A 20,808-nucleotide genomic window follows, 5' to 3' on the forward strand; every position below is an offset into this window, starting at 1 on the left:
CGCGATACGCTGCCGCGGTGGACCCTCGCGAGCTCGCTTTCGCCGGTGCGGCCGAGCAGGCGCGAATGTTGGCGGCCGGCACCATCACCGCTCCCGAACTGCTTGAGCACTATCTGGATCGCATCACGCGACTCGACCCGCAGCTTCGGTGCTACCGCGTGGTCTTGGCCGACACCGCACGCCAAGAGGCGGTCGCCGCGCAGGGCCGCCTGGACGCCGGCGAGCGGTTGCCGCTGCTCGGGGTGCCGGTCGCGGTCAAAGACGACGTCGATGTCGCCGGAGAGCCGACGGCGTATGGCACCTGCGCCCACGGGCCGGCCGCGACCCGCGACGCCGACGTGATACGCGCGCTGCGCGCCGCCGGCGCGGTGATCATCGGCAAGACCGCGGTACCCGAATTGTTGATGCTGCCCTTCACCGAGTCGCTGACCTACGGCGCGACCCGCAATCCGTGGGACATCTGCCGCAGCCCGGGCGGCAGCAGCGGTGGCAGCGCCGCCGCGGTTGCCGCCGGGCTGGCGCCGCTGGCGCTCGGCTCTGACGGCGGCGGGTCGATCCGCATCCCGTCGACGTGGTGCGGTGTGTTCGGCCTGAAGACCCAGCGCGGCCGGATTTCGTTGGGGCCGCACGACGACGCGTGGTGCGGCCTGAGCGTCAACGGCCCGATCGCGCGTTCGGTAGGCGATGCGGCGTTGCTTCTCGATGCGACGGCGACCCTGCCCGGCCCCGACGGCGGATTCGCCGGCGCGGCCGCGCGACACCCCGCCGGCCTGCGAATCGCCTTGAGCACCAAGGTTCCACCGCCGCTGGTCGTCAGGTGTGGCAGGGAGCAACGTGAAGCGGTGCACCAGGCCGGTGATCTGTTTCGCGACCTGGGCCATCACGTCGTCACCCGAGACCCCGACTACCCGCCGGCGGCGGTCCTGGGTAACTACCTGCCGCGGTACTTCCGCGGCATCTACGACGATGCGCGGACTTTGCCGTATCCCGAGCGGCTGGAGGCCCGCACCCGCAACATGGCGCGCATTGGCCGGCTGATCTCCGAGCGGCGCATCGCCGCGGTGCGCGCGGGGGAGGCGGCGCTGGCCGCCAGGATCCAGTCGATCTTCGACGACGTGGACGTGGTCGTGACGCCGGCCAGCGCCACCGGCCCGTCCCGAGTCGGCGCCTACCAACGCCGCGGCGCGGTGTCGAGTCTGCTGCTGGCCGGCCGCCAGGTTCCGTTTTTCGAGATCTGGAACCTGACCGGCCAGCCCGCGGCCGCCGTGCCGTGGGGATTAGACCGCGACGGGCTGCCGCTCGCGATTCAGCTGGTCGGCCGGCCCAGCGACGAGGCGACACTCCTGGCGCTCAGCGCACAGATCGAGGCGGCCAGGCCCTGGGCGCACCGGCGCCCGCCGGTGTCATGACAGCGAAATATCTTGCCATGCAGCCAGTTTCGCGTCGAACGCGATAGCATTCGCTGGGCTGGTGGACGGTAGTCGCCGACAGTTGACCGGGGTGTCCACGTGGACCAGCCTGCGAAACATCGTGGCCGCCTTCTCGCCGTTGAAGTACACCCGGGTAATCGTCGGGTGATTCGCGAAAAGCTCGGCAAAGTCGTTGACGACCACGCTGCGCGGGTCGATCCTGGCGTCCGAACTGCCGATGCGCCGACACTTGTGCAGCACGTCCCACAGTGCCACCCCGTGCGATTGCAGCGCGGCCAAACGACGTTCGTATGCCGCGCCGTAGTCGAATGCGAACAGCTCGCCGGTGATGCGCCAGAACGTGTTGCGCGGATTGGCGTAATACTGACGGGCCGCCAGCGATTGTGCGCTCGGAAACGAACCCAGAATCAGCAGCCGAGCACCGCTAGCGACAACCGGCGGCAACCCCTCGAGCAGCGGCGTGGTCATCGACTCACATCATCCGCCGCGGGCGTTATACGTTGACCACGTGGACGTGCCGGACGATCTGCTCGACGGCCTGGACGGCAACGCGCGCGCCGAGCGGGCCGAGTTGATCGAATGGTTGCTCGACCACGAAGTCACCGTCGACGAAATACGCGGCTCGTTCATTCCGATGTTGTTGGCCTCTCGGCGGCTGATCGGCGATGACGGCGGCTATGTGTCGGCCCGGGAGATCAGCGAAAGCACAGGCGTCGACCTCGAGCTGCTGCAACGAATCCAGCGCGCCATCGGGCTGGCGCGGGTCGATGACCCCGACGCGGTCGTGCACATGCGGGCCGACGGCATCGCTGCCGCGCACGCGCAACGGTTCCTTGAGGCCGGCCTCGATCCGGAGCATTTGGTCCAGGTGGTGCGCGTTCTCGCCGAGGGCCTCTCACATGCGGCCGAGGTGATGCGCTACACCGCGCTGGCCGCCATTCTCGAACCGGGCCTGACCGAGCTGGAGATCGCGAAGCGCTCCTATGAGCTGGTCAGCCGGATCGCGCCGCTGCTGGGTCCGTGGATCGAGGACATGCTGTTCATGCACCTGCGGCATCAGATGGAGACGGAGGCCGTCAACGCCAGCGAACGAGCCGCGGGCGCGCCGCTGCCCGGGGCGCGCCAGGTAGCCGTGGCGTTCGCCGATCTCGTCGGCTTCACCCGTCTCGGCGAGGTGGTGCCACCCGAGGAGCTGGTGCAGCTCGCCGAACGCCTGGCCAACCTCGCCCGAGACGTGGCCGTCCCGCCCGTGCGATTCGTCAAGACGATCGGCGACGCGGTGATGTTCGTCAGCCCCGGCGTGGTGCCGCTTTTGGACGCGGTGCTCAAGCTTGTCGAGATCATCGACACCGACAACGAGTTTCCGCGGTTGCGGGCCGGTGTCGCCGCCGGGCCCGCGGTGAGCCGGGCCGGCGACTGGTTCGGCAGCCCGGTCAATGTGGCCAGCCGGGTCACCGGCGTGGCCCGGCCCGGAACGGTGCTGGTCGCCGAATCGGTGCGGGAGGCGATCGGGGCGGACCGGACCGATGCCGTCGGCTTCAGCTGGTCGTTTGCCGGCGCGCGGCGCCTGAAGGGCATCAAGGGCGAGGTCAAGCTGTTTCGTGCCCGGCGCGGGGACAGCCGCGAGGGCGGGTCGGCGGGGCACACATAAGGGCAGACCCGGAGGGCACTTGGGCGCGTCTCCTACATCCTGCGCGGCCGGCTCTAACCCTGTGCCGGCACTTCGGATCAGCCACTTCCGGGTCTGCTTCGGTCATAAAGGTACGCCATCCCGCCCGACGTATCAATGGTTTTCACCGCACGGACCGAATGTCTGGCATCCTGGCCGCATGCCGGGTAAGCAGATCGACCCGATCCGAGCTCGTAGCGCGCTGGAGGTCGTCAGACAACATCCGGCGATGGTGTTGTTCGCGGCGTCGCCGGCGATAGCCGCCGTCGCCGCGGTGTGGGTTTTGGCCGGTGTGGGCTGGGCGGTGGTGCTGTTGCTGGCGCTTTCCGTGGCCGGCGGGCTGGCGGTTCTTCGTCCGCGCTGACGGGTCGGTGTGATTGTTCGCTCGTGGAGAAAGGCACCCGATCGGCTGTGTAATGATGTAATCATGTAATTATGAAACGTCATCACCTGCATGGGCGCCGGTACGGCCGGCCCGGCGGCTGGCAGCAGGCCGATCAGCCCGACGCCAGTGACGCCGCGGAGTGGTTCGCCGGGCGCCTACCCGACGACTGGTTCGAGGGGGACCCCACCGTCATCGTCGACCGTGAGGAGATCACCGTCATCGGCAAGCTGCCCGAAGCGGAGAAGTCGGACAAAGGCAAAGACAACGAGGCAAGCGGTGCTCGTATGTCGGGGCGCGTCTCGCGTTTCCGTGAGGAAACCAGGCCCGAGCGGATGAACATCGCCGACGAGGCACAGGCCCGATACGGGCGCAAGGTCTCATGGGGCGTCGAGGCCGGTGGCGAGCGAATCCTGTTCACCCACATCGCGGTACCGGTCATGACCCGGTTGAAGCAGCCCGAGCGTCAGGTGCTTGACACCCTGGTCGACGCCGGCGTGGCCCGGTCGCGCTCCGATGCGTTGGCCTGGGCGGTCAGGCTGGTCGGCGAGCACACCGAGGAGTGGCTGGCCAAGCTGCGGGAGGCGATGGCAAAAGTCGACGACCTGCGCGCGCAGGGCCCGCAGCTATAGGTCGCGCACGTCGAGCTGACCACGGAACCAGTGCAACTCGAATACTGCGGACTGCCAACCGTTTTGGCTATTTACCGTGCCGGGGCGCTTAGTTCAACGGCTTGCCGCACTGGGGACAGAAACGAGCCCCCGGGCTGTGTGCGGCCCCGCACAATCCGCACAAGTTGCCTACATTTCGCGTGTCACCGCCGCCCCATTGGCTGCTTCCAGTCGGTGTCGGGCCGGGCGGAACTGCGCCGACCCCCGGCGGCGCGGTAGCCGGGGCCGGTGGGGCATAGCTCGTCGGAGGGCGCTGCCCAGGAGATTGACCGGGCATCCAGCCCGGCACGGGGCCGGGTGCGGGTCCCGGCATCGGGTAGCCGATCGGCGCACCGCCGGCTCCCGCGAACTGCGGAGTACGCCTGCGCCGCACTAGCAGGAGCAGCAGCCCGACGACCACCGCGCCGATCAGCACCGCCGCGCCGATGAGATACCACTGCATCCCGGAGCCGGCGCTGGGCTGGGCCGGGGGCTTGACCAGGGTCACGTTGTGTGACAGCAAAAATGACCGCAGGTCCGGGGTATTGGTGATGAAGTTGAAGCCGGCTTGGGTGGTCAGGCCCCGGCTGTTCACGCCGACAACTTGGCCGTCCTTGTTGACGGTGGGCCCGCCGGACATTCCCGGGGCGAGTTCGGTGCTCACCTCGATTTGCACCACGCCTGACGGGGTGACTTGGTTACTGGAGATGGTGCCGGTCTTGAACGAGGCACGAGCAATCTGGCTCTGATCGGCGATGTCCTGCAGATCTCCGGGGAAGCCGATCGAGGTCACCGGATCGCCCACTTGTGGTGCATTGCCGGCGATGACCAACCCGGGGGTCTGCTTGCTCAGGTTGGGGACGTGCAGCAGGGCGATATCGCCTGCCTCAGGAGCTTTGACGTCGACAACTTCCACCGTGGTGGGGCTGGTGATGGTCGCGCCATCGACGCCGTTGGGCTGGATGGCCCGCACGCTGCGGTCGGGAGGCGATCCACCCAAGTCGCCTTCGACACGCCAGTTGGCGTACGCCTGGTCCTTTAACTTGGTCGCCTTCTGGTCCTGCAGATAGCCGTCGAGAAGGACGAGGCGGCCCTGTCCGGGATCCACGCAGTGTCCGGCCGTGACAATCTGCGCCGAGGTGCTGGCATACCAGCCGGTGCACGTCACCGAATACTTGAGTTTCTCCGTCCAGTAACCTTCTCCGGCCGCATCGGCACTGGGCGGGACCTGGATCGAGCCGCTCCATTGCGTCTGCAGAAATACGATGGACTTCTCCAAACTGGCCAGTGCCTCTTTGTTGTCGGACTGTGCCGGTGGTGCTCCGGCCAGCGCGACGGCGGTCGTCAGCAGAACGGCTGCGAGCGAGTGCGCCGAATTTCTGGTGAACGTAGCCTTCATGGGGGTTCCTTTAGTCCACGGATTCAATACTTGCGGCAACGGTTAACCGGGTCGACGCACCGACGGCACCGATCAATCCCAGACAGTCGCGCTCGGCAGCGCCCATTTGACCGCCCTGCTGTTCGACGTGAGGGTGTCGTCGGTCGGCCCGCATCGGGCCTTCCGGCAAACATCCCGGACGACGGAAGTTTACGTAGGCCAATCGACCTGCGATGCAAAATCGGTAAGACTGTTTACCTTGATTTTTCGCGCGGTCGCAGCGGCTACTGATGCTGTGTCATCTCCCAATAGGCCCCACGCTGCGCCAGCAACTCGTCGTGGCTACCCTGCTCGACGATCCTGCCAGCCTGCATCACCAAGATGTGGGCGGCATCCCGGATTGTCGAAAGACGATGGGCGATAATAAAGCTGGTCCGACCGCGACGCAGCTCGTTCTTCGCGCGCTGCACAAACAGCTCGGTACGGCTGTCGACCGAACTGGTTGCCTCATCGAGGATCAGCAGTTGAGGGCGGGCCAAATACGCTCGCGCGATGGTGATTAGTTGCTTCTCGCCGACGCTGATGTTGGCGCCGTCGTTGCTGATTCGCGTCTGATATCCGTCGGGCAGCGCGTGGATGAACCGGTCGACGTAAGCCGCCTTGGCAGCTTCCAGGATCTCGTCGCTGCTGGCATCCGGCCGCCCGTAGGCGATGTTCTCTGCGATCGTGCCCTCGAACAGCCAGGTGTCTTGCAGCACCATGCCGATCCGCGACCGCAGCGACTGACGGCTCACCGAGGAGATGTCGACGCCGTCGACCAGAATCCGCCCCGAATCCACGTCGTAGAACCGCATCAGCAGGTTTACCAGCGTGGTCTTGCCAGCCCCGGTCGGTCCGACGATTGCGATCGTGCTGCCCGCCTCGGCGACGAAGGACACATCTCGGATCACCGGCGTGCCCGGGAGGTAAGCGAAACTAACGTGTTGGAACTCGACCCGCAGACCGCCGGAATATGCGCTTCTTGACGCTGCCATTGCCCGGCCGGTGTTGTCGCCCGGCGGCTTTTCACCGTTGACCGACGGCAGCGCCACGGCGTGGTCAGCGGGCTCTTCGGTCTCGTCGAGGAATTCGAAAACCCGCTCGGCGCTTGCCACTCCGGATTGCAGGCTGTTGTACATGGCTGCCAGCTGGGTCAGCGGTTGGGTGAACTGGCGCACGTATTGGATGAACGCCTGGACGCTGCCCAGCGTGATCTGTCCGGTTGCCACCTGCAGACCGCCGACCACCGCCACCGCGACAAAGCTGAGGTTGCCGATGAACATCGCCGCGGGCGACAGCAGACCGGATACGAACTGTGCGCCGAAACTTGCCCGGTACACATCGTCGTTGACTTCGCGGAACTGCTCTAGCGCACGCGCCCGGTGGCCATACGTCTTTACCACCGTGAAACCGCTGTACGTCTCCTCGATGTGGGCGTTGAGCCGCCCGGTGTTGGTCCACTGGGCAACGAAGAGCCGTTGCGACCGTCGCGTGATTACCCGGGTGACGGCTACTGACAGTGGCACCATCAGCAGCGTTATTCCGGCCAGCAGCGCAGAGATTGACGTCATCATCGCCACCACGGCCACCACAGTTAGCACCGCGCTCAACAGCTGGCTGATCGTCACCGAGATCGACGTCTGGACGTTGTCGACGTCATTGGTGACCCGGCTGAGCAGCTCGCCGCGCTGCCGAGTGTCGAAGAACGACAGCGGCAACCGGTGCACCTTGTCCTCCACGTCGCTGCGCAGCGCGCTCATCGTCCGCTGAATGGTCAGGTTGAGCAGCCGCGCCTGCGCCCAAAACAGCGCCGCTGCAACAAGGTAGATGGCCACTGCCAACGCGAGCGTGCGCCCGACGGCCCCGAAATCCACGCCGCGGCCGGGAACCAGGTTCATCCTGGAAAGCAAGTCTGCGAATGTACCGTTGCCATGGGCGCGGGCGGCGGCGACGGCTTGCTCCTTGGTGGTCCCGGCCGGTAGTTGTCGGCTGATCACACCGTCGAACAGAAGATCAGTGGCATGACCCAGTACGCGGGGTCCGACCACCGAAACCGCAATGCCGGCCATCGAGAGCGTGACCACGGAGGCAGCCAGCCATCGTTGGGGTGCAACACGTTTCATCAGACGGATGACCGAACCCAGAAAATTCTGGGACCGCTCCGCGGGGGCTTGAACCGCTCCGCGGATCGGTCTGCTCATCGCCACGGTCATTGTGCCCTCCCGACCCTCGCGGCGGGCGACTGCGAGTCGACGAATTCGGCGTAGGTCGGACACTCGGCCAGCAACGAGCTATGTGTACCGGCGCCGACCACCCGGCCGTCGTCGACGACGATCACTCGGTCAGCCTGAGCAATGGTCGAAATCCGCTGCGCAACAATGATTATTGTCGAGTCAGCTGATACTTGCCGTAGCGCCGTACGGACCCGGGCGTCGGTGTGCACGTCCAGTGCGGAGAACGCGTCGTCGAACAAGTAGATCGCGGGCCGGCGAATCACCGCGCGCGCGATCGCCAGTCGTTGTCGCTGTCCGCCGGAGAAGTTGACGCCGCCCTGAGCCACGCGCATCTGCAGCCCGCCGCCCGCGGTCACGAATCTGTCGGCGTCCGCAACCCGCAGCGCGTCCCACATCTCGTCGTCGGTCGCGTCGGCCTTCCCAGAGCGCAAGTTGTCTGCGACGGTGCCCGAGAACAAGTAGGCGCGCTGAGGCACCAGCCCGATCGCCGACCACAGTCGCTCGATGTCGTAGTCGCGAACATCGACGCCGTCGACCAGCACGGCGCCGTCGGTCACGTCGTAGAGCCGGCAGATCAGCGATATCAGCGTCGACTTTCCCGAACCGGTGCTGCCGACTACGGCCGTGGTGGTACCGGGCAGCGCGGTCAGCGAAACATCCTGCAACACAGCTCGATCAGCACCGGGGTAGCTGAATGTGGCGCTGTCCAGGCGCACCACGCCGGTCACACCGCCGGCCGGAAACAGCGGCGCTGGGGGATTTCTGACGCTGACGCCCGTGGATAGCACCTCGGTGATCCGCTCGGCACACACCGAGGCCCGCGGCAGCATCATCAGCAGCATGGTGGCCATCAACACCGCCATCAAAATCTGCATGAAGTAGGACAGAAAGGCGATCAGCGAGCCGACGTGCATCTGGCCGTGGTCGATGCGCAGGCCGCCGAACCAGATCAGCGCCACGCTGGAGCAGTTGATGGTCAGTGTGGTCACCGGCAGCATCAACGCCTGCCAATTACCTGCGGCCAGCGCGGTATTCGACAGTGCCCGGTTGGCGTGGGCGAACCGGTCCCGCTCGAACTGCTCGCGGGTGAACGCCCGGACCACGCGGATGCCGGACAGTTGGTCGCGCATCACCCGGTTGATGGCGTCGATCAGCTTTTGCATGCTGCGGAAGATCGGCAGCATGCGGGAGATGATCCCGTAGTTGGCCAACCCCAGCACCGGAACGCTGACCAGCAGCAGCCACGACAGCGCCGCGTCCTGATGGATGGCCATGACGATCCCGCCGATGCTCATGATCGGCGCGGTGACCAGCACGGTGCAGGTCAACTGCACGAGGAGCTGGACCTGGCGGACGTCGTTGGTGGTGCGGGTCAGCAGTGTCGGTGCGCCGAACCGGACCGTTTCGTGCTCGGAGAAGCCGATGACGTGACCGAACATCGCCGCGCGCAGATCCCGGCCGAATCCCGTCCCGGCGCGTGACCCGAAGTAGACGGCGCCCACCGAGCACAGCACCTGCAGACCTGTGACCGCCAGCATCAGCCCGCCGAGCCGCACGATGGTGGCCACGTCGCCCTTGGCGACCCCGTCATCGATGAGGGTGGCGTTGACGGTCGGCAGGTACAGCGATGCCAGCGTGCTGATCAGCTGTAGGGTCAGCACCGCCGCGACCAGCCAACGGTACGGCCGGACATAGTGGCGCAGCAGTGTCAGGAGCACCTGGTAACTGTCGCACAGCGCACCCCGTCGGGTCCGGACGACCGCCGGATGACATCGGCGCCGGCGTCGGGTTGATCGGCGGTGATAAAGACCTGCTCAGCGCCTGTGCGTGGTTGACCCAAGGTGCTGCCGCTACAGTGCATCGTGTGACAGGCAGAAGGTACGTGTAGCAGTGCGGCGCAGCGTAGTGGCGCTCGCCGTGGTGGCGGCGACCTCGATCCCGGTGATGGCCGCGTGCTCGGATTCCGGCTCCAGCCGGCCGCAGCCGACACAGTCGTCGTCGCCGGCGTCCGCCGAGGGACAGCACGGACCGTTCTTCCCGCAGTGCGGCGGGGTCAGCGACCAGACGGTGTCGGAGCTGACCAAGGTTCCCGGACTGGTCAACACCGCCCAGAACTCGGTCGGCTGCCAGTGGCTGGCGGGCGGCGGCATCCTCGGGCCGCACTTCTCCTTCTCCTGGTACCGCGGTAGCCCGATCGGGCGCGAACGCAAAACCGAGGAGCTGTCGCGGACCAGCGTTGAAGACATCAACATCAACGGCCACAGTGGCTTCATCGCCATCGGCAGCGAGCCGACGTTGGGCGACTCGCTGTGCGAGGTCGGTATCCAGTTCCAAGACGACTTCATCGAATGGTCGGTGAGTTTCAACCAGAAACCGTTCCCGGATCCATGCGACGTGGCAAAAGAATTGACTCGTCAGTCGATTGCGAACTCGAAATGAGCCGTCCAATGCGTCATCGGATGCTCGCGGCCGCACTCGCCGTCGTAGCCGCGGTGGCTTTGGGGACCGCATGTTCGCGGTCCGTGGCCGGCCATCCGGTCAAGGCGGGCGGAGCCGGCACCCCGCGCAACAACAACTCCCAACAGCAGTACCCGAACTTGCTCAAGGAATGCGAGGTGCTGACCACCGACATCTTGGCCAAGACGGTGGGCGCCGATCCACTCGACATTCAGAGCACGTTCGTCGGTGCGATCTGCCGATGGCAGGCGGCTAATCCGGCCGGACTGATCGACATCACCCGGTTCTGGTTCGAACAGGGCAGCCTGACCAATGAGCGCAAAGTCGCCGAGGGGTTGAAGTACCAGATCGAGAGCCGCTCGATTGCCGGCGTGCAATCCATCGTGATGCGGCCGAACGACCCCAACGGCTCCTGCGGTGTGGCCAGCGACGCCGCCGGAGTGGTCGGTTGGTGGGTCAACCCGCAGGCGCCCGGCATCGACGCCTGCGCCCAGGCGATCAAGCTGATGGAACTGACGCTGTCCACCAATTCGTAGGTCTGGCGCCCGAGACAAACGAAGCCACGGCTGCTGATCCCGCCTCCATCACGACCCTGGCTCCTGCTTGGCGGCGCGCGTCAGCGCGGCACATGGAAATCGACCAGCGCGGCGCCGCCGAGCGCCAGATCCTTCCAGCTTGCGCTCGCCTGCAGCACGGCCAGCGCCGACGTCGGAAACTTCACCGAAAGACGCTCCAGCGCGGCGATGTTCGACTTCTCGGCACCGGCCAGCCCGATCGCCAACTCCGATATTGTCGGCTCGTGCCCGACGACCAGCAGGGTGCCTATGTCGTCGGCAACCGAGTTGATCTCATCGATCACCATTGCAGGCGTGGCGCCGTACAACCGCTCGAGGTAGCGCACCGGCGCGTCGATGCCGGTGTGCGCCAAAGTCTGGCGCGCGCGGGTGGCCGTGGAGCACAGCACCGCATCGACGGCAGGGACATTTTTGCGCAGCCAGTCCCCGGCCAACCCCGCTTCCCGTTCGCCGCGCGGCGCCAGCGGCCGCTCGTGGTCGGCAACGCCGTCCGGGTAGGCCGACTTAGCGTGCCGCAGCAGCACCAAGGTGCGCACCGGACCACCCACGTGACCCACCGTAAAGCGACAAGCTCGGACGTGCCGAGCGAGGTCCCCCGACTTGTCGGCGGCCGGTCCTACACTCGCGATGCCCGGGTCACGGCACGACAGAAAGGACGGGATCGGCATGCGGTTCGTGCACACCGCCGACTGGCAGCTGGGCATGACCCGCCACTTCCTGGCCGGCGAGGCTCAGCCCCGGTATTCGGCGGCCCGCCGCGACGCGGTATCCGGTCTCGGCGCGTTGGCCCACGGGGTGGGTGCGGAGTTCGTGGTCGTCGCTGGCGATGTCTTCGAACACAACCAGCTTGCGCCGCAGGTGGTCAGTCAGTCGCTGGAAGCGATGCGCGCCATCGGTGTTCCGGTCTACTTGCTGCCGGGCAACCATGACCCGCTGGACGCGTCGTCGGTGTACACCAGCGCGCTGTTCACCGCCGAACGCCCGGACAACGTCGTCGTGCTCGACCGGCCCGGTGTGCACGAGGTGCGCCGCGGTCTGCAGCTGGTCGCCGCGCCGTGGCGGTCCAAGGCGCCCACCACCGACTTGGCCGCCGCGGTGCTCGACGGCCTGTCCGGCGACGGGGACACCCGAATACTCGTCGCCCACGGCGGCGTCGACGTGCTCGACCCCGACCCGGGCAAGCCGTCATTGATCCGGCTCGCCACCCTGGAAGACGCGCTGGCCCGCGGTGTGGTGCATTATGTCGCGCTGGGCGACAAGCATTCGGTCACCAAGGTCGGGGACAGCGGACGGGTATGGTACTCGGGCTCGCCGGAGGTCACCAACTTCGACGACGTCGAAGCCGACCCCGGCCACGTGCTTGTCGTCGACATCGACGAAGCCGACCCGCGGCGGACGGTCACCGTCGACGTGCGCCGCGTCGGTCGCTGGCGCTTCCTCACCTTGCGCCGCCAGGTCGACGACAGCCGCGACATCGCCGACCTCGACGTGAACCTCGATCAGCTGACCGACAAGGACCGCACCGTGGTGCGGCTGGCCTTGACCGGTTCGCTGACGGTCACCGACCGTGCCGCCCTGGACGCCTGCCTGGACAAGTACTCGCGGGTGTTCGCCTGGCTGGGGCTGTGGGAGCGTCACAGCGAGTTGACGGTGATCCCGGCCGACGGCGAGTTCGGCGATCTCGGTGTCGGCGGGTTCGCGGCCGCGGCCGTCGATGAGCTCGTCGCCACCGCGCGTAGCGGCAGCGGCGAAGCCGCCGAGGACGCCCAGGCGGCGCTGGCGCTGCTGTTGCGGCTGGCCGATCGCGGTCGGGGTGCGGCATGAAACTGCACCGTTTGGTCCTGACCAACTACCGTGGTATCGCTCACCGCGAGGTCGAATTCCCCGACAGCGGCGTGGTTGTCGTGTGCGGTCCCAACGAAATCGGCAAATCGTCGATGATCGAGGCGTTGGATCTGCTGCTGGAGTCCAAAGACCGCTCGACGAAGAAAGACGTCAAGCAGGTCAAACCCACGCACGCCGACGTCGGATCGGAGGTCACCGCCGAAATCAGCACGGGCCCTTATCGTTTCGTCTACCACAAACGCTTTCACAAGAAGTGCGAGACCCGACTGACAGTGTTGGCCCCACACCGGGAACAGCTGACCGGCGACGAAGCACACGAGCGGGTGCGCGCAATACTGGCCGAAACGGTGGACACCGAACTTTGGCATGCCCAACGGGTGCTGCAGGCGAGCTCAACCACCGCGGTTGACCTCGCCGGCTGCGACGCGCTGTCGCGTGCGCTCGACGTCGCGGCCGGCGATGCCGCCACTCTGTCGGGCGCCGAGCCGTCGCTAATCGAGCGGATCGACGCCGAGTATGCCCGCTACTTCACGCCGACCGGACGTCCCACCGGGGAGTGGGCGGTCGCGATCTCCCGATTGCACGACGCCGAGCAGGAGGTGGCCCGCTGCGCTGCGGCCGTCGCCGAAGTCGACGAGCGGGTGCGCCGGCACGCCGCGTTGACCGACGAACTGGCCGAGTTGTCCAGGCGTCAGCACGACGCCGAGGCCCGCCACTGCGCCGCGCGGGCGGCCGCCGCCCGGATTACCGAGCTCACCGAGCAACTCCGCGAGGCCCGGCTGATCGCCACTGCCGCGGCCGCGACCAGCACCGCATCCAACGCCGTGCATGGCGAGCGGCTGAGGCTGCGCGCCGAGATTGACGCTCGCACCGCCGCGATCGCGTCTTTAGAAACCGAACTCCGCCAGGCCGCCGATGCCCAGTCGACGGCGCGTGAGGCTGTCGCCGCCGCGGACGCCGCGGTGGAACAGGCCGGCGAGGATCTGGCAGCTGCCCGCCGACGAGTCGACACCGCGCGGCATGCGCTGGAGACACTGTCCGAGCGCGCGGAGGCCAACCGCCTGGCCGCACAGTTGGCCAAGATCGAAGCCGCCCACCGCGACCGGGACCGGATCTGCGCAGAGCTCTCGCAGTGCCCCGTCACCGAGGCCGTCATGCAGCGGATCGAGCATGCGGTCGCGGCTGTCGAGCGAGCCAAAAGTCAACTCGAAATGGTATCGGCGACAGTGGAATTCACCGCTGCTGTGGACATCGAGCTCGAGGCCGGGGCACAGCGGTTCGCGCTGTCCGCAGGGCAGAGCTGGTCGACGACGGCGAGCGGTCCCACCGAGATCGCCGTGCCCGGCGTGTTGACCGCCAGATTCACTCCCGGAGCCACTGTCCGCGACATCGAGGCCGAATATGCGGCTGCGCAAAGCGAATTAGCTGATGCGCTGGCGACAGGCAAGGCGGCTGACCCGGCCGAGGCGCGACGCGTCGACAACCGGCGCCGCGAACTGCAGTACCAGCGCGACCAGCTGACTGCCGCGCTGTCGGCCCTCTGCGGTGACGACGATGTTGGCCAGCTGCGTGCTCGACTGGCTCAGGTGCGTGGCAGTCACCCCGACGGGCCGGCCGACGCCGTCGTGGACACCGACGCCGCCGGTTCCGAGCTCGATGCTGCGAACGCGGCCCATGCGCAGGCGGCTGCACGCTGCGACGAATGCCGCCAGGCGGCAGTGACCGCGGCCAGCCGTGCCGTCGAGATATCCACGCGCGTAACGCTTTTACAGGACAAACTGGCTCTCCAGCGGACAGAGTTGGATGCTATTCGCGCCCGGCTGGCCCAGCCGTCGTGCACCGACGAGGAGCTAGCCGTTAAGGCTGATTCAGACCGGCGGGCGGCCGAGGCAGCCCACCGGCGAGTCTCGGATCTGTCTGAACAGCTCGAGGCCGCAGCTCCCGACGTGGTCGCCTCCGAACTTGCCGATGCTGCCGCAGCCGCAAAGGACGTGCGCGCACGGCGCGACGAAACGGCCCGTGCCCTGCACGAGATCACCGTCGAACTCGCGGTTTTCGGCACCGAAGGCCGCAAGGGCAAGCTCGATGCGGCGGAAACTCGCCGCGAGCATGCTGCGGCCGAGTACTCACGGATTCGCCGCCGGGCGCGTGCTGCGGAATTGCTGCGAACGGTGATGATCCGTCACCGTGACAGCATGCGGTCACGCTACGTCGAGCCGTTCCGGACCGAACTGCAGCGGCTTGGCCGTCCTGTGTTCGGCCCGGGCTTCGAGGTCGACCTGGACAGTGAACTGAACATCCGTAGTCGTACCGTCGACGGTCGCACGGTGCCCTACGAGTCGCTGTCGGGCGGGGCCAAAGAGCAGCTGGGCATCCTGGTGCGGTTGGCGTGCGCGGCACTGGTCGCCAAGGAGGACACCGTCCCGGTGCTCATCGACGACGCGCTCGGCTTCACCGATCCCTACCGATTGGCGAAAATGGGGGAGGTTTTCGACATGGTCGGCGCCGATGGACAACTCATCATCTTGACATGTACCCCGGCTCGATACGACGGCGTGCGCAGCGCGCAACGTATCGATCTGGGCGGCCCCGCAGCGCCTCAGTCCCTTGTGAATCCGATCGCCGGGTAAACCAGGTCGGCCAGCCCCGGCGCGCCATAGTTGGCGAGATCGCTGCGCACCGCCACATCACCAGGCGACTGAAACAGCGGAAGGCTGAAACCTTCCCGCCAGATCATCGCATCGACCTGATTGGCGAGCGCACGCGCCTTGTTGTCGTCCAACTCGGAGAGTGTCTGCTCGATCTTGGCATCGATCTGCGGACTGCCGATTTTGCCGAAATTGCTTTCACCGTCCGAGGTGTAGATCTGGGGAGCGCCGACAGGGGAAAAGCGTTACCCACCCAACCGAACTGAGCGAGGTCGAAGTCGCCGACGCTCACGTGCTGGCTGAAAAACCCGGTGCCCGGCTTCGGTTCGAGCACCAGCTTGACACCGATCTGCGCCAGGTTGTGCTGAGCGACCAGGGCGATCTGCCGGGCCGTCGGCGCGTCATAAAACACATCCCGGATGACAAGCCGTTTTCCGTTCTTTTCCCGCACCGTGCCATTGAGCTTCCAGCCCAGCGCATCCAAATCTCTACGCGCCTGGTCAGGATTGAAAGCGGCTGGAGCACTGTTGTTTTGGTAGCCGAGCTGGCCCGCGACGTAGACATGGTTGTTCAGCGGAGCCGGGTGATCGGTCAGGCCGTGCTGGACGACATTGACGATGGCCTGGCGGTCGATGCCCCTGCAGATCGCCAGCCGCAACCGCGCGTCGGCCAAGAGGGACCCGGGTGCGCCGTTGAAAGTCAGGTGGTACCAGGTTGGCGCCGGCGCACGCCGGATCACGATCCCCGCAGTTCGCTGCGCAGTGACTAAATCGTCGAGCGTCGTCACACCGGCGGCGTCGATAGCGTTGTTTTGCAGGGCGGGAATGACCGCGGTGGCGTCGAGCACCAAAAAGGTGATGGAGTCAAGTCGCGGCTTGGCACCCCACCAGCGAGGGTTGCGGGTCAGCACGATGCGCTGCGCGGTCTTGTCGATGGTGGAAACGATGAACGGTCCGGCCGACGGGCCCGGCGCATTGAGCTGGCCCTTGTTGAAGACGTCGGGATTCGCCGTCATGCTGCGGGGTTGGATGCCGCCGGCAAACATCCCGCGCCACTCCGCATACGGTTGGGCGAAGGTGACGACGGCCTGGCGATCGTCAACTCCGCGGGTCACCGAGCGCACCCGTTCGAACCCGGCCCTGCTCGCGATCAGGTATCGCTTGTCCCGGCCGCTGCACGCTTCGACCTCGGATCTGAGATCTTCCCAGGTGAATGGGGTGCCATCGCTCCAGACGGCTTTGGGATTGATGGTGTAGGTGACCACCTGCGGGTCGATGCTGGTCAACTCGGCACCGATGAAATAGTCAGTGTTGAGTTTTAGCGATCCATCTGCCTGGGTGATAAATGCCCCCGGCAGTGTCGGCATGACGATCGAGCCGACGTCGGCCGTGTTGCCGTCGATGTTCAACTCGTTGAAATTCGACGGGAATCCCGTCAGCGCAAGGCGCAGGTTACCGCCGTCGCGCAGGGTGGCCGGGTCACGCGGATTTATGTCGCTGGTGGTGCCGACGCGCGCGGTGTGGCCGTGCTGCAGGTCCCGATATCCGGCCGCGCACCCGGCGGCGATCAGACCGACAACGAGCGCAAGTAACGCAACCTTGTAAGCCATCGCCGGGTGCCTCACCCGCGCGATGCTAACCGCTGGCCACATCGGAATGTGCCCGCGGCACCGCCGCCAGCAGTCGTCTGGTGTACTCGTGTTGCGGGTTGGTGAACACCTGATCGCTGTCTCCCTGCTCCACAATCATTCCCCGGTACATCACCGCCACCCGATGGGCCAAATGCTTAACAACCGAAAGATCATGTGACACAAAGAGGTAGGACAACCCGAACTGCCGCTGCAGGTCCAGCAGCAAGTTGACGATGCCGGCCTGGATCGATACGTCGAGCGCTGACACCGGCTCGTCGAGGGCGAGGATCTTCGGCCGCAGCGCAAGCGCACGGGCGATCCCGATCCGCTGCTTTTGTCCGCCGGAGAACTCGGCGGGATAGCGGCTGGCGTCGGAGTGGTCCAGTCCGACGACCGCCAGGAGTTCAGCGACTCGTTCGTCGCACTCACGCTTGCTGAATCCGTTGGCACGCAACGGTTCAGCGATCACGTCGAAGACCGGCAGCCGTGGATCGAGTGAGGCGATTGGATCCTGAAACACCACCTGCAGCTCGGTCCGCAGTCGACGTCGGGCGGCTGAGTCGAGAACCGCGACATCGGCGCCGAGGATCTCGATGGAACCTGCCTCCGGCTTGGTGAACTCCAGAATTTGCGTTAGGGTCGTCGATTTGCCCGAACCGGATTCGCCGACGATGCCCAACGTCCGGCCCTGTTCCAAGGTGAAGCTGATCCCGTCGACCGCACGCACCTCGCCCACCTGCCTGCGCAACACCACGCCCTTGGTGAGCCGGTAGGTTTTGGCGAGGTCGGTGACCCGCAGCACCACCCGTGGGTGCCCCCCAGCGGCATCGGTCGGCTGCGGCTGCGTTGACACGCCGAACACGTCGGCTGCGCTGCGTCCCGCGACGTCGTCGGTGCGGATGCACGCCGCCCAGTGGCCGTCGGCGACGTAGGCGAGATCGGGCTCCGCCGAACGGCATTCGTCAATCGCCAAGGGGCAGCGAGGAGCGAACGTACAGGCGCCGGGCGAAAGCGACGTCATCGTCGGCGGCGCTCCCGGGATCGGAATCAGCCGGGTGCCCTGCGCGGCGTCGAGTCGCGGCACCGAGCCGAGCAGCCCGACTGTGTAAGGCATGCGGCGGTCGCGGTAGAGCTCGTCGACTGTGGCGATCTCGACGGGACGTCCGGCATACATGACCAGTGCCCGGTCGGCGAATTCCGACACCACACCCAGGTCGTGGGTGATGATCAGCACTCCGGCGCCGGTGACGTCGCGAGCGGTTCTCAGCACGTCGAGAATCTGCGCCTGCACCGTGACATCCAGCGCAGTGGTGGGTTCGTCGCAGATGAGCAGATCCGGGTCGTTGGCGATCGCGATTGCGATCACCACCCGCTGGCGCTCGCCACCTGAGAGCTCGTGCGGGAAGGCCCTGGCCCGGCGCCGCGGCTGCGCGATGCCGACCAGCTCGAGCAGCTCGACGGCACGCCGGCGCGCATCGGCCCGGCTGATCTCGCGATTGTGGACCTCGATAGCTTCCGCTATCTGGTCGCCGATGGTGTAGACGGGTGTCAGCGCCGACATCGGGTCTTGAAATACGGTGCCGATCATCCTGCCGCGGATCTGTGACATCGCGCGGTCGGACAGCCCGAGTAGCTCCTTGCCGTGCAGCCGTATCGATCCCGACACTCGAGCGTATTCCGGCAGCAATCCGATCACGGCTAAGGCCGCGGTTGTTTTGCCGCAACCGGATTCGCCGACGATCGCGACCACTTCGCCCGGATCGATGTGGTAGCTCGTGCCCCGCACCGCGGGCACCCGGATGTCCTCGGTTTCGAAGCTCACGTTCAGATCAGTCACGTCGAGCACAGCCGTCACTTGGGCCGCCTCCTGCGGCGTGACCATCCGCTACCCGGATCCAAGGCGTCACGCAAGCCGTCACCGGTAAGGTTGGTGCACAATACGATCAGCACCAATGCTCCGGCCGGGAACAGAAAAACCCATGGGAATGTCGTCGTCGAAGGCGTGCCGTCGGCGATCAGTGTGCCTAGTGAAACATCGGGCGGTTGGATGCCAAATCCCAAAAAGCTCAACCCCGTTTCGGCGAGGATAGCGAATCCGACGTTGAGTGTGGCGTCAATAATCAGGATCGAAGCGACATTCGGTACGATGTGATGGACGATGACGCGATGGGTTGTGGCGCCCGCATATTTCGCTGCCCGGACAAATTCGCGTTCTCGCAGGCTCATCGTCAAACCGCGCACCATTCGTGAGCTCACCATCCAGCCGAACGCCGCTAGCAGCGCGATGAGCCACAGAATGCTACTCGACTGTTTGGCCCGTGGAGTGACGATGGCGATCAGGATGAAGCTGGGCACCACCAGCAGCAGGTCGACCAGCCACATCAACGCCCGGTCGCGCCAGCCGCCGAAGTAACCGGCCACCGATCCGACCGCGGCGGCGATACTCGTCGAGATCACTGCCACGCAAAAGCCGATCAGCATCGACTTCTGCATGCCGCGCAGGGTCCTAGCCAAAAGATCCTGGCCGAGTGCATTGGTGCCGAACCAGTGCCGCACTGACGGCGGCTGCAACAGCGCGTCGTAGTCCAGAGCCGTGTAGCTATAGGGCAGGAGCGTCGGCAGCGCGTAGCAGCCGACGAAGAGCAGGACGAGCAGGATCAACGCCGCCACCGCGGGCTTGTTGCGGATGAACCGGCGTACCACCAGGTTTCGCCGGGAAGTGAACGCGACTGCTTCGATGCCGGACTGGACGGCGGTGGTCTCGGGGCTGGTCTGTTGCGTCATGACACCCGCACCCGTGGATCCAGCGCCGCATAGATGACATCGGACAACAGTCCGGCAAGTAGAACCGCCGCCCCGGAAAACACGGTGATTGCCGCGACCACGTTGGTGTCCTGCGTCGAGATGCCTTGTACCACCCACTCGCCCATGCCATGCCAGCCGAAGATCTTCTCGACGAAAACTGCGCCGACGACCAGACCGCTGACCCCGTAGGCGAACAACGTGGCCATCGGAATCAGCGCGGTGCGCAAGCCGTGTTTGAACAGCGCACGCCGCCGGGTCAGACCCTTGGCGCGCGCGGTCCGGATGAAATCTTCACTGAGCACGTCGAGCATCGCGTTACGTTGGTAGCGGCTGAACCCTGCGATCGCGGCCAGCGCGAGCGTCAGAGTCGGCAACACAATATGCTGGATCCGGTCGACCAGCTGATGCCATACTCCGCCGGCCGAAATCGGTGACGTCTCACCGGTGTACAAAAAGATCCTCAGCCCGGTGAAGTCGTTCACCCGCAGCCCGGCCAGGATGAGCAGGCCGGCCAGCACGAAGGACGGAATGCTCAGGACGGTCAACGACAGCACGGTGATGACGCGATCGCTGAGGCGGTACTGGCGCACCGCTCCCCAGGCTCCCGCCGCGACGCCGATCACCGCGCCCAGCACCGAGCCGATCGCCAACAGCCGAAGGCTGACTCCGATCCGGCGCCACAGCTCCTGCGAGACAGGATGACCGGTCACCGTCGCGCCGAAGTCACCGCGGACCGCCCCGGAAGCCCATTTTGCGTACCGCAGCGGTATGGGCTTATCCAGGCCAAGCTCAACGGCTTTGGCATGGATGGCTTCGGGCGGGGGCTGTGGGTGGCGCTGGATGAAACTGTCCAGGGGATGAAATGTCACCGAGGTCAGGCAGAACGCCAGAAAAGACGCCAGCGTCAACAGGACGACATAGTTGAGCAACCGGCGCGCTAGAAAGCGGATCATGTCTGCCTGCTTGGCCAGTCTCGCATGCGCACAGGGTAGCGAGAAGACGCACGGCCCGGCTGATTGGCGTGGCGGCCATGGTGGGTAGTGCGCCATTGCGATCGGGTTGATCC

16 protein-coding genes and 1 pseudogene are annotated in these 20,808 nt (G+C 66.1%); 8 read left to right on the top strand and 9 right to left on the bottom strand.

Annotated features, from left to right (window positions below):
* The first annotated feature begins 17 nt into the window (after window positions 1-17).
* Complete coding sequence (locus MHEC_RS07305) at window positions 18-1,409, top strand: amidase (protein ID WP_071700122.1); 1,392 nt, start codon at window positions 18-20, stop codon at window positions 1,407-1,409.
* On the opposite strand, the gene MHEC_RS07310 is transcribed toward MHEC_RS07305, so the two are convergent.
* Window positions 1,404-1,898 carry a DNA-deoxyinosine glycosylase gene (locus MHEC_RS07310; RefSeq protein WP_048891677.1) on the bottom strand — a complete coding sequence of 165 codons (495 nt, stop codon included), beginning with the start codon at window positions 1,896-1,898 and terminating at the stop codon, window positions 1,404-1,406. The two genes, MHEC_RS07305 and MHEC_RS07310, sit on opposite strands and share 6 nt — an antisense overlap.
* 40 nt (window positions 1,899-1,938) lie before the next feature.
* Here MHEC_RS07310 and MHEC_RS07315 point away from each other — a divergent pair, with 40 nt between their 5' ends.
* From MHEC_RS07315 to MHEC_RS07325, 3 genes are all read left to right on the top strand, one after another.
* The gene (locus tag MHEC_RS07315) at window positions 1,939-3,081 is read left to right on the top strand and encodes an adenylate/guanylate cyclase domain-containing protein (RefSeq protein ID WP_099869255.1); all 1,143 of its coding nucleotides are present in this window, start codon (window positions 1,939-1,941) and stop codon (window positions 3,079-3,081) included.
* Between the two features lie 178 nt (window positions 3,082-3,259).
* Window positions 3,260-3,463 (top strand): hypothetical protein, encoded by a 204-nt coding sequence (locus MHEC_RS07320; RefSeq protein ID WP_048891679.1) that lies wholly within the window; start codon window positions 3,260-3,262, stop codon window positions 3,461-3,463.
* A gap of 71 nt (window positions 3,464-3,534) precedes the next feature.
* Window positions 3,535-4,113: a hypothetical protein gene (locus MHEC_RS07325; protein WP_048891680.1), complete on the top strand. Its 579-nt coding sequence runs from the start codon at window positions 3,535-3,537 to the stop codon at window positions 4,111-4,113.
* A gap of 88 nt (window positions 4,114-4,201) precedes the next feature.
* Here MHEC_RS07325 and MHEC_RS07330 read toward each other — a convergent pair whose 3' ends face one another.
* The 3 genes from MHEC_RS07330 to MHEC_RS07340 all read right to left on the bottom strand — a co-directional run bounded on the left by MHEC_RS07330 (window position 4,202) and on the right by MHEC_RS07340 (window position 9,500).
* Window positions 4,202-5,530 carry a trypsin-like peptidase domain-containing protein gene (locus tag MHEC_RS07330; RefSeq protein WP_048891681.1) on the bottom strand — a complete coding sequence of 443 codons (1,329 nt, stop codon included), beginning with the start codon at window positions 5,528-5,530 and terminating at the stop codon, window positions 4,202-4,204.
* A 263-nt stretch (window positions 5,531-5,793) separates the two neighbouring features.
* The gene (locus MHEC_RS07335) at window positions 5,794-7,749 is read right to left on the bottom strand and encodes an ABC transporter ATP-binding protein (protein WP_048891725.1); all 1,956 of its coding nucleotides are present in this window, start codon (window positions 7,747-7,749) and stop codon (window positions 5,794-5,796) included.
* Window positions 7,750-7,757: 8 nt separating this feature from the next.
* Complete coding sequence (locus tag MHEC_RS07340; RefSeq protein ID WP_048891682.1) at window positions 7,758-9,500, bottom strand: ABC transporter ATP-binding protein; 1,743 nt, start codon at window positions 9,498-9,500, stop codon at window positions 7,758-7,760.
* Between the two features lie 226 nt (window positions 9,501-9,726).
* Here MHEC_RS07340 and MHEC_RS07345 point away from each other — a divergent pair, with 226 nt between their 5' ends.
* Window positions 9,727-10,221 carry a DUF3558 domain-containing protein gene (locus MHEC_RS07345; protein ID WP_275999738.1) on the top strand — a complete coding sequence of 165 codons (495 nt, stop codon included), beginning with the start codon at window positions 9,727-9,729 and terminating at the stop codon, window positions 10,219-10,221.
* Window positions 10,222-10,229: 8 nt separating this feature from the next.
* On the top strand, window positions 10,230-10,775 hold the full coding sequence (locus MHEC_RS07350; RefSeq protein WP_172442162.1) for a DUF3558 domain-containing protein: 546 nt from the start codon (window positions 10,230-10,232) through the stop codon (window positions 10,773-10,775).
* A gap of 80 nt (window positions 10,776-10,855) precedes the next feature.
* Here MHEC_RS07350 and MHEC_RS07355 read toward each other — a convergent pair whose 3' ends face one another.
* Window positions 10,856-11,362: a SixA phosphatase family protein gene (locus tag MHEC_RS07355; RefSeq protein WP_048891684.1), complete on the bottom strand. Its 507-nt coding sequence runs from the start codon at window positions 11,360-11,362 to the stop codon at window positions 10,856-10,858.
* Window positions 11,363-11,480: 118 nt separating this feature from the next.
* On the opposite strand from MHEC_RS07355, the gene MHEC_RS07360 reads away from it, so the two are divergent.
* A complete protein-coding gene (locus tag MHEC_RS07360) occupies window positions 11,481-12,638 on the top strand; it encodes a metallophosphoesterase family protein (protein WP_048891727.1) in 1,158 nt (385 codons plus the stop codon).
* Window positions 12,635-15,289 (top strand): AAA family ATPase, encoded by a 2,655-nt coding sequence (locus MHEC_RS07365; RefSeq protein WP_048891685.1) that lies wholly within the window; start codon window positions 12,635-12,637, stop codon window positions 15,287-15,289. Before MHEC_RS07360 ends, MHEC_RS07365 begins: the two co-directional genes overlap by 4 nt.
* Here MHEC_RS07365 and MHEC_RS07370 read toward each other — a convergent pair.
* From MHEC_RS07370 to MHEC_RS07385, 4 genes and pseudogenes are all read right to left on the bottom strand, one after another.
* A pseudogene (locus MHEC_RS07370) lies at window positions 15,259-16,916 on the bottom strand (ABC transporter family substrate-binding protein). The gene MHEC_RS07365 and the pseudogene MHEC_RS07370 overlap by 31 nt on opposite strands.
* Window positions 16,917-16,941: 25 nt before the next feature.
* A complete protein-coding gene (locus tag MHEC_RS07375; RefSeq protein ID WP_048891687.1) occupies window positions 16,942-18,819 on the bottom strand; it encodes a dipeptide ABC transporter ATP-binding protein in 1,878 nt (625 codons plus the stop codon).
* A complete protein-coding gene (locus tag MHEC_RS07380) occupies window positions 18,789-19,721 on the bottom strand; it encodes an ABC transporter permease (RefSeq protein ID WP_048891688.1) in 933 nt (310 codons plus the stop codon). The genes MHEC_RS07375 and MHEC_RS07380 overlap by 31 nt, the downstream gene beginning before the upstream one ends.
* On the bottom strand, window positions 19,718-20,695 hold the full coding sequence (locus MHEC_RS07385; protein ID WP_048891689.1) for an ABC transporter permease: 978 nt from the start codon (window positions 20,693-20,695) through the stop codon (window positions 19,718-19,720). The genes MHEC_RS07380 and MHEC_RS07385 overlap by 4 nt, the downstream gene beginning before the upstream one ends.
* Window positions 20,696-20,808 lie beyond the last annotated feature (113 nt).

It is taken from the genome of Mycobacterium heckeshornense, from assembly GCF_016592155.1.
In the GTDB taxonomy this organism is placed as follows: Bacteria; Actinomycetota; Actinomycetes; order Mycobacteriales; family Mycobacteriaceae; genus Mycobacterium; species Mycobacterium heckeshornense.